The organism is Planosporangium mesophilum, assembly GCF_016863255.1.
GTDB lineage: Bacteria > Actinomycetota > Actinomycetes > Mycobacteriales > Micromonosporaceae > Planosporangium > Planosporangium mesophilum.
On sequence record NZ_BOON01000047.1, the window covers coordinates 25,391 to 38,054 of the forward strand.

The window sequence follows — 12,664 nt, forward strand, 5'->3', positions numbered from 1 at the left end:
TCGGTGGAGGCGAAGCTCCAGCACCGGGTGGCGTCGCTGGTGCTGGCCGTGTTCGTGGGCGCCGTGGCGACCCTGTTCGCGGGCGCCGCACCGGCCCTGGCCGCGCCGGTCGCGCAGGCACCGGGCAGCCTGTGCACCACGGACGAGTGGCGCAACCCGGCCAACTTCGAGAAGTGCGTACAAGGGCTGCAGGACGTCGGCTCGGAGCGGCTGCAGTGTGTGCACGCTCCCACGCCGGGCGCCCCCGACTCGGGGATGGCCGGCTGGTTCGCCTCCCGTACCGACTCCTATGACAGGCCCGGTCCGAAGGGGCTCTACACCCGGTACGGCTACGCCGGGTACGACTACACGACCTACGACATCAACTGCGGGCAGGAGCTGATCCACCCCGAGTACAAGTTCGAGCACACCGTCGCCAACGGCGGGTTCATGGTCGCGACCTCGATCGTCGGCGCCTCGAACGCACTGCGCGAGCGAGCCTGGAACCCGAAGGCGATGTGGGGATGGGCCGACCCGCTGGTCGACCGGGCCACCAAGGCCGTGTACGCCAAGGTGTTCACCGTGTTCGGGGCCGTCACGCTCGCGATCATCGGCCTGTACCTGCTCTGGCGCGCCCGCCAGTCCGACCTGTCCAACGCGATGACGACGGCCGGCTGGGCCGTAATGGTCATGGTCGTCATCACCGCGATCGCGCAATGGCCGACGTGGTCGGCGAACCTCGCGGACAAGACGCTCGTCGGGTCGCTCGCCGTGATCCACGACGCCGTCGGACCGCCGTCGCAGGACATCCCGGCCGACCAGTGCCGGAACCCCGATCCACAGGGCTGTGTCGACCACCGGACGCCGGCGGTACGCGCCAGCGACACCGCGACCGACGGCATGCTCTACCGCAACTGGCTGCGCGGCGAACTCGGCTCGGCCGACAGCGAGACCGCCCGCAAGTACGGGCCGGTGCTCTACGACGCGAAATCCTTCAGCTGGGGCGAGATCCAGGACATCCGCAAGGACCCCCAGCAGCGGCCGGTCCTCATCGAGCAGAAGCAGAACCGCTGGAACAAGGTCGCCGAGCAGATCAGGAACGAGGACCCGGAGGCGTACGAGTACCTCCAGGGTAAGAAGGGCATGGAGCGCATCGGTGCCGGCTTCATCGCGATCCTGGCCTCCCTGTTCTTCGCGCTGTTCGACCTCACCGCCTCGATCCTCGTCCTGCTGGGCTTCCTGATCTTCCGGTGGGCCGTCATCGCCGCGCCGATCCTGGGCACGGTCGGCCTGCTCCGCCCTGCCAGCAGCGGTCTGCGCCGGCTGGCCAACGCCGTCATCGCGGCGATCTTCAACATCATCATCTTCGGTACCGGTGCGGCGATCTATCTGTTCGCGGTCGACCTGGTGATGAGCACCGCTTCCCTGCCCGGATGGCTGCAGGTCGTCCTGATCTGGCTGACCGGTCTGGTGGGCTGGCTGCTGCTGCGGCCGTACCGCCGGATCACCCAGCTCGGCGGGAAGGACTCCTCCCAGGCGGTCACCTCGGTCGGTAGCTGGCACCGGCTGTTCTTCCGGGACATGCGACAGGCGGCCGCCCTCAGGCTCATCGAGGAGGGCGGCACCCGCGAGCCGGCCGGCGGCCGGGCCGGTCTGGCGCAGACCACCCAGCGGCCGGAGTCCCGTACCGAGTCGGTGGTGGTCGCCGGCTCCAACGTGGCGGGGTCGGGCCCGGCCGCCGAGCGTCCCGAGACCGGTCGCAGCGCTCCCGAGCCGGCGACCGCTGGCGCGCAGGCAGCGCGCCGACGGCTCGAGACCGGCCAGCGCTGGACCGAGCCCGACGTGGCGGACGGCCCCCCGACCTACACCGTCTACCGGCCGGACTCCGGGGACGTCACCGTGCCGGCGACCTCGGTCCAGCGACCGGAGTCGGCAAGGATGCCCAGGTGAGATGAGATGCGACCGGTTCTGCGACTGCTCGGTACGCGGTACGGGATAGCCCTCGTGCTCGCACTGCTCGTACTGGGCGTCGTGGGCGTCATGCGGGGAGTAGCCGGCTCGTACCGGCAGACGTTGGGGACCGCGGTCGAGTCACCGCGCAGCAGCAGCATCGACCCGACCGCGGGGAATGACAGCCTACTAAGTCCGGAAAGCCCCGCGCCGCCGGTCACCAGTCCCGGCGCGGCCGAGCCCGCCACGGTGGCCACCGACTTCGTCCGCGCCTGGCTCGCCCACGACGGTGTCACCCCCGAGCAGTGGCGGGCGGGCTTCGCCAGGTACGCCACCCAGACCCTGCGTGACAAGCTCAAGGACACCGACCCGGCGGGCGTCCCCGCACAGCGGATGACCGGCCCGGTGTCGCTGATGAACCGCTCCGCGACGTTTGTGGAGGCCAGCATGCCGCTGGACACGGGGACCGTACGGCTGCGCCTGCTCGCCACGAACGGGCGCTGGCTCGTCGACGGGGTCGGCTGGGAGCGGACATGACGACGGACTCCCCCGAGCCACGGCGCCCCCGGATCGGGCTGCTCGTCGCGCTGACCGCGGCGCTCGCCCTGCTGTGCTGCGGCGGCGGTACGGTGGCGTTCTTCCTCGACGGGCTGAACGGCTCGAAGACCCTGAACGCCTTCAGCGCGGACTGCGGCAAGCCGGGCCTCGTCGTCGATCCGAACGGCGACCTGGACCGGGTCGGCGGCATCGACGCCGGGCAGACCCGCAACGCGGCCATCATCATCGCCGTCGGACAGCGGATGAACGTGCCTCCCCGCGGCTGGGTCATTGCGATCGCGACCGCGTGGCAGGAGTCCAAGCTGAACAACCTCGGCTTCCTGGGTGCCCGCAACGACCACGACTCGCTGGGCCTGTTCCAGCAGCGGCCCAGCCAGGGCTGGGGATCACCCGAGCAGGTGCGGGACCCGCAGTACGCCGCGACGAAGTTCTACGAGAAGCTGCTGCGGGTCCCGCGGTGGGACAGCCTGCCGCTCACCGAGGCGGCGCAGAAGGTCCAGGCCAGCGCCTACCCCGACGCGTACGCCAAGCACGAGGCCCTGGCCGCGCAGATCGTCAACAATCTCGCCGACGGCGCCGCCCGCTCGGTCGGCTCGCTGACCGACCTGCGCTGCCCGGAACCCGGCGAGATCGCGGCGTCGGGCTGGACCATCCCGGTCCGCGCAGAGGTCGGCTCCGGTTTCCGCACCCTGGACCGGCCCAACCACTACGGCGTGGACCTGGCCGTGCCGAAGGGCACCGTCGTCCGCGCGGCCGCGGCGGGGGTCGTGATCACCGCGAAGTGCAACGCGAGGAGCGCCGGCGGCAGCAACCTGAGCTGTGACAGCGACGGCTCCCCGGCCGTCCTCGGCTGCGGCTGGTACGTGGACATCCTGCACGCCAACAATGTGATCACCCGGTACTGTCACATGGTGTCGAAGCCGGACGTGGTGCCGGGGCAGACCGTGACGGCGGGCCAGCAGATCGGGCACTCGGGCTCGAGCGGCAACTCCTCCGGCCCGCACCTCCACTTCGAGGTCCACCACAACGGCGACGCCGGCAACAACGGTGCGATCGACCCGGTGGAATTCATGCACCAACAGGGCTCCCCGCTCGGGACCGCCAAGAACCGGGGTGGGAGGGGATCGCAGTGACCGATCCGCTCGCGGGGTGGAACTTCGACGCCCTGTCCGCCCGGCGACCGGCGCCGATCGTACCGATGCCGGCCGCCGCGCATCAGGCCGTACGCGGGAAGAGGGTCGTCATCGGTCTGCCCGGGCTCGGCTGGCGCGACGACATGCGGGCCGACTCTCCGGTCGTGCAGGGCAGCCGGACGTACGTGCCGGTACTGCCCGAGCAGGAGTGGTACCGCGCCGAGGCCGAACAGATCGAGGCGTTCGCACCGCTGGTTCCGATCGAGCGGGTATGGGTGGAGACGCTCGCGGTCTCGTCCACGACGGAGCAGCGCGGCGGGCCGGATCTGGTCTCACGGCTCGTGTCGCTGGACGCGCCGCCCCACCGGGATCCGGTACCGGTACGCGACGCCGTCCGCCTCACCGGCCGGCGCGTGGTCAGGGTTGCCGGCGACAAGACCGGCCGCGACCAGCGCGATCTTCGCGCCGTGACCGAGGCGTACACCAGTTCCGACGGCGACATCTGCGTACGGGTCGCGACGGAGCTGGAGTGGTACCGCTGGGCCTGGAGCGGCACCGCCCCGAAGACCCTCGAGGTGCCCGTACACCTGCTGTGGCTGGAGTAGTCAGCCGGTCTGCTGCGCCCCACATACCCGCCAGTCGCCGTTCTGGCGCCGCATCGCGAAGTTCCAATTCTGGAACGACTCCGAAGGCTGGCCGGTCTGCTCCGGCACCTGGATCGTCAAGCGCGCCGAAACCGTCGCGGTCTGTTTGTTCTCATGTGCCGTGAAATTTTCCCAGCCGACGGTGATGTGGATGCCGAACCGCTGTTCGCGACCGGCGATGTCTGCCACCTTCTGCTCGATGTCACCGATATCTTCCGGCCGTCCGCAGGTGAACCGCGCCGCCTTCGACTTGTCGCGGTCGTCGAACGTGGCTTGAAGGTACTGCCGGACGACCACGGCCGGCGTGCTCCGGTCGGGCTCGCTGACCCGGTAGTAGACGAAGTACCCCACGCCCAGGCCGCCGAAGCAGAGCAGCGTGGCAGTGCCGAGTACCACCGCCAGCACGATCCCGGTGACCCGTCCCGGGCGGCCCTTGGCGGCCGGCGGGGCCGATGCGGCTTCCTGAGCGCCCGCGGCGGGCGTTCCCAGCGTCTCATCGGCGCCGTTCTCCGGCTGCTGTGACGGTACGGGCGGCTTCGGCTCGTCGCTCACCGCCTGAGCGTAACGCGGACCGTCGATGCCGGGCGGAGCGCTCGGCTCACTGCGACGCGGCGTTCCAACGGATCCGGACCTGGTGGCCCCGCGCGTCGATGTAGGTCTCCTCGCGCGGTGGGGACGCGGGCGCTGCCGGTCGGCCGGGCGCCACGCCGGAACGCGGCTGATCGGGCGCCACGCCGGAACGCTGCTGATCGGGCGCCGTGCCGGAACGCGGCTGATCGGGCACCACGCGGGAGCGCGGCAGGACCGGCGCCACGGCGGGGCGCGGCGTGACCGGGAAGCGGCCGAGCTCACCGCCGCCCTTCGTCCCCCGAGAGCGGCCCACCGGCACCGCCCCGGCGCCGAGCAGGTCCGGCAGCTCCGGGTCGATCTCGACCGACGACCAACCGTCGTCCCCGGCAGGATCAGGCGACGGAGCCGCGGGCTCGCCCGACGGAGCCGAGGTCGACGCGGACGCCAGTACCGACACCGCGTGCCCCACCTCGACCCTCGGTTCGGTCAGCCGGGCCGCGGCGTTGGCGTACGTCTCGTTCAGCGCATCGACGATGTCCCGGACCATCGCGTCGCGCCCAGCCGGTGAGGACGACGAGGCGTCCAGGCCGCGGATCGCCGCCTCGGTCGCGTCCGCCGCGGCCAGCAGTTGCGCGTGGTTGTAGCGGGCGACGCCGGCGGCCGCCCGCGCCCGGGCCACCAGGGCCCGTACGTCGTCGGCGTGCGCCCGACCGGCCGGCGAGTCCCAGGCCCGCTCGACGGCGGACAGGCCGGCCGCCAGCACGTCGGCCCGCTCCTCGATCAGTTCGGCGGCCCGGGCCCAGTCTGCGGCGGCCCTGCGCAGGTTGTCGGCCACCACCGGCAGGGACTCACCGGACATGGCAGTCCACAACCGACGCCGCGTGATCGTCCACCCGGGAGTACCCGGCGGCAGCGGTCGCCACCCCCGAGCGCAGCCGTTCGGTCAGGCGGTCCAGCGACTCCGCGACCTCGACCAGCGCGACCATCCCGGCGGCGCTCACCCGGTGCAGCGCGTGGGCCGCCGACCCCGCCGACGTGGACGGCGACTCCAGCCGCAACTGCGAGGCGAGCGGCGGCAACCGGTCCAGGGTCCGCGACCATTCCGCCAGCACGTCCAGGTCGATCCGCATCGACGACATTCGACTACCCTACGGCCACCAGCTGGTCGTATACATCGGGTTGGCGGTGCAGGGCCAGCTTCGACGGCGTCTCGGTCGGCTTCTGCTTGTACATGAAGGCGTGCCGCGCCGCCGCGAAGCCCTTCCGGTCGTCGAACATGTCGCGCGCCATCTCGGCCAGTTCGCGCGTCTCGTAGTACGACAATGGCCGTACGGTGTCGCGGGCCCGCTCGACCTTCGCCTCCAGGATCGACCGCCACCGCTGCCGGCCGGTCTGCGCGACCGCGACGTCGTGCAGCCACTGGGCGAACTCCTCCGGCTCGCGCGGCCCGACTGCGTCGATCAGCCCGATCGCCCGGGCGCGGGTGGTGTCGACCGGCAGCCGGTCGGTGGTCAGCCGCATCGCCAGCTCGTCACCGACCCGGTCGGGCAGCGTGTACGTGTGCAGCTCGGAGCCGTACAGGCCCATCTCGTAGTAGGGGTTGAGCACGATCCCGGACCGGGCCACCACGATGTCGGCGCCGAGGCCGAGCATCGCACCGCCGGCGCCGGCGTTCCCCGCGTACGCGGCGATCACGACCTGGTTGGACGCGGTGATGATGCGTCGGCAGACCTTGTTGATCGCGCGGATGTTGGCCCACCCCTCGACGGCCGGGTCGTCGGCCGCCTCGATCACGCCCAGGTGGATGCCGTTGCTGAACACGCAGTCACCGCTGCGCACCACGAGGACCCGGGTGTCCTGGCTCAGCGCGTACCGCAGGCCGGCGTCCAGCTGGCGGCAGTGCCGGGTGGACATCGCCCCGTTGTAGAACCGGAACGTCAGGGTGCCGACGTCGCCGTGGCGCGCGTACTCGATCTGCGGTGGCAGCCCCGCCTGGGCGTTCGGTACGTCGCGCAGCCGGCCCGCCAGCACCATGGTCGCCGGCAGCTTGACGCCGCCGGGCTCCTTCAGGTACCCCAGCCAGACGCTGCCGCGGCCCGTGCCGACCAGCACGGAGCCGTTGTAGTGGGCGAGAACCTCCCCGGGCGCGCCGGCCACGTTGCCCGGGTACGCGTCGAACGCGTTGACCACCAGCCCGGCCACCTCCGTGCGTACCCCCGGAAATCCGTCCGCGGCGCGGACGCGGCGCACGATGGTCTCCGCGTCGTCCTCCCAGCTGAACGCGCGGTCGTCCTGGCGCAGCGTCGGCTGCAGGCCGGTACCGGGAACCGGCCGGTGCGCGAACTCCAGCGGCGTGGGCATGAAGGTGGGGTCGCCGGCCTTCCCCACCACCTCGGCGATGCACTGGAGGGCGGCGTCGGCGACCAGGCTGTTGTAGAGCACCGACTTGCGGGGCGCCTCGTCCGGCATCGGGAAGGTGCGGGTCGCCCAGATCGGACCGGCGTCCATCTCCTCGACGGCCTGGAGCGCGGTGACGCCCCAGACGGGCAGGCGATTCATGATCGCGTAGTCGAGCGAGGACGGGCCCCGGTCGCCGACCGGACCGGGGTGGATGATGACGGTCCGCCAGTTCTGCCAGACCCGCGCCGGTACCCGCTCCTTCAGGAAGGGGCAGAGGACCAGATCGGGCTTCGCGGCTTCGACGCCGCTGATGATCGTGGACTCGTCGATTGCCAGCTCGACGCTGACTTCGTGACCGGCCTCGCGCAGAGCGCACCAGGCACGTTGGGTGAGGCCGTTGAAGCTCGAGACGAGCAGCAAGATCTTCATCCGCAATCCCTCTCCGGTCCACGGACCGCGTCAGCCAATGACAGCGGGGCGGACACGCAGCGGCGCCGGCTCGCCGTTCGCGGCGACCCGCGCCCCAACGCCGTCATCACGTGTCCACGTCACTGGCGGGTTAGCTTTCCACAAGCTGCGACTCTGATCGATCCCGGCGGCGGGCCGGTTATGGCGCGGGCCACCGGAAACCGTTCGCACCCCCGGCAAGATCAGCACCAACGAGAAGACCGCGCTGGCGGAGATCAAACGCATCGAGCAGGAGACCCTTCCGCTGGTCGAGCGGGTGATCAGCCTCCGGATGGCGGGCGACACCGACCAGGCGCTCGGGGTACTGGTACAGCAGGCGAAGCCGCTGTTCATCAAGTGGCTCGCCGCGATCAACGTCTTCATCGATCTCGAGGAGTCGATGAACCAGGCCGAGAGCGCCAAGGCTCGCGGCCTCGCGGGCGGATTCCTTCTCATCATGGTGCTGATGTGCGCCCTGGCGATCGTGATCGCGGTCGTCGTGGCCTGGTGGATCACCCGCGGCATCACCCGGCCGCTGGCGGAGGCGGTCACCGTCTTGTCGGCCGTGGCGGGCGGCGACCTGACCCGGCGGCTGAACATCACCTCCCACGACGAGGTCGGTCAGCTGGGGCGTTCCCTCAACACCGCTCTGACCACCGTCGGCGAGGTCATGACCGGGTTCGCCCACAGCGCCGACGGAGTGACGTCGGCGAGCGAGCGGATCAGTGGGCTGTCCGACCGGATCGCCAGCGGGGCGGAGGAGTCTTCGGCCAGGGCCGATGTGGTCGCGGACACGGCGGGCGGCGTCTCCCGCAACGTGCAGGGCGTCGCGGCGGCCTCGGAGCAGATGGGCTCATCCATCCGGGAGATCGCGCGTAACGCCAACGAGGCGGCGGTCGCGGGTCGCGCGATGGCCCGCCATGGAAACGACCACCGCCACGGTGGCGCAACTGGGCGGAGTCGGTCACCGAGGCGCAGCAAGCCTCCGACGAACTCGTCCAGGTATCGGGTCAGCTCCAGTCCCTGGTGGGCAGGTTCCGGTTCTGAGGCTGTGGCGTTGACCCCTCCGGCCTCCCGGCCGGAGGGGTCACGGCCGGAGGGGTCACGGCCGGAGGGGTCAGCACCGCCGGGTGGCCGGGTCAGCGCTGCAGGATCAGGCTCATCGCCTCGGCGCGGGTCTTGGCGTCGTCACGGAGCAGTCCGCGGACGGCGGAGGTGACGGTACGCGAGCCGCCCTTCCTGATGCCGCGCATCGCCATGCACAGGTGCTCGCACTCCAGGACCGCGATCACACCGCGTGGCTCGAGCTGCTTCATCAGCAGCTCGGCGACCTGCGTCGTGAGCCGCTCCTGCACCTGCGGTCGGCGCGCGAACACCTCGACCAGCCGGGCCAGCTTCGACAGTCCGGTGATCCGGCCGTCCTCCCCCGGGATGTAGCCGATGTGGGCCACCCCGTGGAACGGCAGCAGGTGGTGCTCGCAGAGGCTCATGACCTCGATGTCGCGGACGAGCACCAGCTCTTCGTGGTTGGCCTCGAACGTGGTGGTGAGGACCTGCGCCGGGTCGACCCGCAGGCCGGCGAAGAGCTCGGCGTAAGCCCTGGCGACCCGGGCCGGCGTGCGGCGCAGGCCGTCACGGTCCGGGTCCTCGCCCACGGCGATGAGGATCTCCCGGACCGCCGCCTCGATGCGCGGCAGGTCGACGGCCTTCTCGACTCTGATACCACCCAGCCGCCCGTTCACAAGACGGGCGGCCAGGTAGTCCAGCGATTCCTCGTACTCAACCGCGTCGTCGGACTCTGGTTCCGTGGAGCTTCCCGACGAGAGCGGACCCGATACGGTGGTCAGTTCGCGCCATCCCCGGTCGAACGCTCGCCCGACGCCACGCCACTGCCGGCACCCGCGCGGGCCTCGTCACCGCCGGCCGAGGCCGTCGGCGACGGCTTGCGCAGCGCATCCAGCTCGGTGGTCGGCACGGTCGGCAGGTCGCCGCGGCGGCGCTTGCCGTTGCCGCTGTATGGCGCCATCGGCGGCCGCTTGACGACGCGGGCGCAGATCCGGGCCATGTCGGTCTGGGAGATGGTCTCCTTCTCCATCAGCTCCTCGACGATGTTGTCGAGGATGTCCCGGTACTCGACCAGGATCTCCCACGCCTCGTCGTGCGCGATCTCGATCAGCCCCCGCACCTCGGCGTCGATGTCGGCGGCGACCTTCTCCGAGTAGTTGCGCTCGTGCCCCATGGTCCGGCCGAGGAACGGCTCACCGTCGGTCTGGCCGTACTTCACGGCTCCCAGCCGGGAGCTCATGCCGTACTCGGTGACCATCGCGTGGGCGACGCTGGTCGCCTTCTCGATGTCGTTGCCGGCGCCGGTGGTGGGCTCGTGGAAGACCAGCTCCTCGGCGGCCCGGCCACCCAGCGCGTACGCCAGGGTGTCGATCAGCTCGGAGCGGGTCTGGGTGTACTTGTCCTCGGTGGGCAGCACCAGCGTGTGCCCCAGCGAGCGGCCGCGGGACAGGATCGTAACCTTGTGCACCGGCGCGGCGTGCGGCAGTGCCCAGGCCACCAGGGCGTGGCCGCCCTCGTGGTACGCGGTGACCCGCTTCTCGTGCTCGCTCATCACCCGGGTACGGCGCTCCGGACCGGCGATCACGCGGTCGATCGCCTCCTCCAGGAAGTCGTTGGTGATGGCGCGCTTGTCGACGCGGGCGGTCAGCAGGGCCGACTCGTTGATCACGTTGGCCAGGTCGGCGCCGGTGAAGCCGGGGGTACGCCGGGCGACCGAGTCGAGGTCGACGTCGGGCGTGAACGGCTTGCCCTTGGCGTGCACCCGCAGGATGGCCTTGCGGCCCTCCATGTCCGGGCGGTCGACGGCGATCTGCCGGTCGAACCGGCCCGGGCGCAGCAGCGCCGGGTCGAGGATGTCGGGCCGGTTGGTGGCGGCGATCAGGATCACGCCGCCCTTGGTGTCGAAGCCGTCCATCTCGACCAGCAGCTGGTTGAGGGTCTGCTCGCGCTCGTCGTGACCGCCGCCGAGGCCGGCACCGCGGTGGCGACCCACGGCGTCGATCTCGTCGACGAAGACGATGGCGGGGGCGTTCGTCTTGGCCTGCTCGAACAGGTCGCGGACACGGGAGGCGCCGACACCGACGAACATCTCGACGAAGTCCGAACCGGAGATCGAGTAGAACGGCACCCCGGCCTCGCCTGCGACGGCGCGGGCCAGCAGCGTCTTACCCGTTCCGGGCGGCCCGTACAGCAGTACGCCCTTGGGGATCTTCGCGCCGAGCGCCTGGTACTTCGCCGGCGCCTGGAGGAAGTCCTTGATCTCGTGCAGCTCCTCGACCGCCTCGTCGGCGCCCGCCACGTCGGCGAACGTCGTCTTGGGCGTGTCCTTGGAGATCAACTTGGCCTTGGACTTGCCGAAGTTGAGCACCCTCGAGCCGCCGCCCTGCATCTGCGACATGAACAGCAGCAGGAGCACGACCAGCACGCCGATCGGCAGCAGGTTGACCAGCAGCCCGACGACCACGCTGTCCTTGGTGACCTTGGCGTCCCAGGCGTTGATCTTGCCCTGCGACTTCAGCGTGTTCAGTTCGGTGTATATATCCCGAATGGCGAGGGCGGGAACCTGCGCCTGGATCTTGTTCGTGCCGTCGACGTTCTGCTTGAGGTCGAGGGTGAGCGTCTGCTCCTTGTCCTCGAGCAGGGCCTTCTTCACATTGCCAGCCTGAAGCTGCGCAAGAGCCTGTGAGGTGTCGACCTTCTTGTAGGTGGCTCCACCGGTGAAGAGCGTGCTCGCCGCAATGGCACCGAGGATCACAATGATGAACCAGACCACTGGCCGGCGGAAGAAACGGGTCCGTTCCATATCGTTGTCGGGCGCGATGCGGCGCCCGGCACCTCCTGATCCCAGAAGACAGTGCTCACGCCGGGTCCGTATCGACGCGAGGCCGCGTGCGCCAAGGCGGCGGCACGTCGGTTATTCGACGGTACACCGTGCGCGCCACCAACGCGGACGAGCACCGTCTCTGCCAGGAGGTGCTGGTCCCTCCCTCTAACCAGGGGAAGAGAGATGAAACCAGGCTCAGACACGGGTTTAGCCGGCGAACCGGATATGCCCGTTCAGCTTTGGGCGTACACACCCTTCCGGAGGACGCCCACGTAGGGCACCTCGCGGTAGCGCTCGCTGTAGTCCAGGCCGTACCCGACCACGAACTCGTTCGGGATGTCGAAGCCCACGTACTTGACCGGTACGTCGACCTTCACGGCGTCCGGCTTGCGCAGGAGCGCGACGACCTCGACCGAGGCGGCCGACCGGCTCTGGAGGTACTTCAACAGCCACGAAAGAGTGAGCCCGGAGTCGACGATGTCCTCGACGACGATCACGCGCCGGCCGGCGATGTCGCGGTCGAGATCCTTGAGGATCCGGACCACCCCGGAGGAGGTGGTGCCCTGGCCGTACGACGACACGGCCATGAACTCCATCTCCACCGGCGGCCCGTACCGCCCCAGCGCGCGGGCGAAGTCGGCCATGAACATGACCGCGCCCTTCAGGACGCCCACCAACAGCACGGATTCGGAGCTCCCGTGGTCGGCGGCGACCTGCTTGGCCAACTCGTCGATCTTTTCGCGAATCTGATCTTCACTGACGATCACGCGGTCGATGTCGGCGGCGTGCCAGTTGCCCTCGGCCATGGCGACAAGCCTGCCCGATGCCGTCAGCGCGCCCTACCCGGGGGTACCGCAAAGGGAGATCGTCACATCGGCGAACCCGGGTGGTTCGGTTGACGCCGGCCGTCGACCGACGGGATCCAGTCGGCGCCGTCGCGGCTGTCGGTGGTCAGGCCCGCTGCCGAGGCGACGGCGAGCAGGACGAGGAAGACGAGGAGTACGAGCAGACTCATGGCGGCCAACCCCTTTTCCGGTTGAGGGTCCTGGCCGGTGCGCACCGGGTTCGATATGAGCGTCTCCCACCCGACCATC

The 12,664-nt window shown here is 70.3% G+C and carries 13 protein-coding genes; 5 read left to right on the forward strand and 8 right to left on the reverse strand.

Translation table 11 applies throughout. From position 1 onward, the window contains the following. Positions 1 to 3 precede the first annotated feature (3 nt). The 4 genes from Pme01_RS23755 to Pme01_RS23770 are packed head-to-tail and all read left to right on the forward strand — an operon-like array spanning position 4 to position 4,225. Complete coding sequence (locus Pme01_RS23755) at positions 4 to 1,929, forward strand: MFS transporter (protein ID WP_168115256.1); 1,926 nt, start codon at positions 4 to 6, stop codon at positions 1,927 to 1,929. Positions 1,930 to 1,935: 6 nt separating this feature from the next. Then, entirely contained in the window at positions 1,936 to 2,466 is a 531-nt protein-coding gene (locus Pme01_RS23760; RefSeq protein WP_168115255.1) for a hypothetical protein, read from the forward strand. Continuing rightward, entirely contained in the window at positions 2,463 to 3,620 is a 1,158-nt protein-coding gene (locus Pme01_RS23765) for a M23 family metallopeptidase (protein ID WP_168115254.1), read from the forward strand. Before Pme01_RS23760 ends, Pme01_RS23765 begins: the two co-directional genes overlap by 4 nt. Then, a complete protein-coding gene (locus Pme01_RS23770) occupies positions 3,617 to 4,225 on the forward strand; it encodes a hypothetical protein (RefSeq protein ID WP_373315520.1) in 609 nt (202 codons plus the stop codon). The genes Pme01_RS23765 and Pme01_RS23770 overlap by 4 nt, the downstream gene beginning before the upstream one ends. On the opposite strand, the gene Pme01_RS23775 is transcribed toward Pme01_RS23770, so the two are convergent. The 4 genes from Pme01_RS23775 to Pme01_RS23790 are packed head-to-tail and all read right to left on the reverse strand — an operon-like array spanning position 4,226 to position 7,663. Then, positions 4,226 to 4,816, reverse strand: coding sequence for a hypothetical protein (locus Pme01_RS23775; RefSeq protein ID WP_168115253.1), 591 nt, complete (start codon positions 4,814 to 4,816; stop codon positions 4,226 to 4,228). Positions 4,817 to 4,862: 46 nt separating this feature from the next. Next, the gene (locus Pme01_RS23780; protein ID WP_168115252.1) at positions 4,863 to 5,693 is read right to left on the reverse strand and encodes a hypothetical protein; all 831 of its coding nucleotides are present in this window, start codon (positions 5,691 to 5,693) and stop codon (positions 4,863 to 4,865) included. Then, entirely contained in the window at positions 5,683 to 5,973 is a 291-nt protein-coding gene (locus Pme01_RS23785; protein ID WP_168115251.1) for a hypothetical protein, read from the reverse strand. Before Pme01_RS23785 ends, Pme01_RS23780 begins: the two co-directional genes overlap by 11 nt. A 4-nt stretch (positions 5,974 to 5,977) precedes the next feature. Next, a complete protein-coding gene (locus tag Pme01_RS23790; RefSeq protein WP_168115250.1) occupies positions 5,978 to 7,663 on the reverse strand; it encodes an enoyl-CoA hydratase-related protein in 1,686 nt (561 codons plus the stop codon). Positions 7,664 to 7,958: 295 nt separating this feature from the next. Here Pme01_RS23790 and Pme01_RS23795 point away from each other — a divergent pair, with 295 nt between their 5' ends. After that, a complete protein-coding gene (locus Pme01_RS23795) occupies positions 7,959 to 8,900 on the forward strand; it encodes a methyl-accepting chemotaxis protein (protein ID WP_168115249.1) in 942 nt (313 codons plus the stop codon). On the opposite strand, the gene folE is transcribed toward Pme01_RS23795, so the two are convergent. From folE to Pme01_RS23815, 4 genes are all read right to left on the reverse strand, one after another. After that, positions 8,821 to 9,447 carry a GTP cyclohydrolase I FolE gene (folE, locus tag Pme01_RS23800; RefSeq protein WP_203935830.1) on the reverse strand — a complete coding sequence of 209 codons (627 nt, stop codon included), beginning with the start codon at positions 9,445 to 9,447 and terminating at the stop codon, positions 8,821 to 8,823. The genes Pme01_RS23795 and folE overlap by 80 nt on opposite strands. Before the next feature lie 77 nt (positions 9,448 to 9,524). Further along, complete coding sequence (ftsH, locus tag Pme01_RS23805; RefSeq protein WP_168115248.1) at positions 9,525 to 11,549, reverse strand: ATP-dependent zinc metalloprotease FtsH; 2,025 nt, start codon at positions 11,547 to 11,549, stop codon at positions 9,525 to 9,527. Between the two features lie 254 nt (positions 11,550 to 11,803). Further along, positions 11,804 to 12,376 carry a hypoxanthine phosphoribosyltransferase gene (gene hpt, locus Pme01_RS23810; RefSeq protein ID WP_168115247.1) on the reverse strand — a complete coding sequence of 191 codons (573 nt, stop codon included), beginning with the start codon at positions 12,374 to 12,376 and terminating at the stop codon, positions 11,804 to 11,806. Positions 12,377 to 12,438: 62 nt separating this feature from the next. Continuing rightward, positions 12,439 to 12,585, reverse strand: a complete 147-nt coding sequence (locus Pme01_RS23815) for a hypothetical protein (RefSeq protein ID WP_168115246.1) — start codon at positions 12,583 to 12,585, stop codon at positions 12,439 to 12,441. Positions 12,586 to 12,664: the final 79 nt, after the last annotated feature.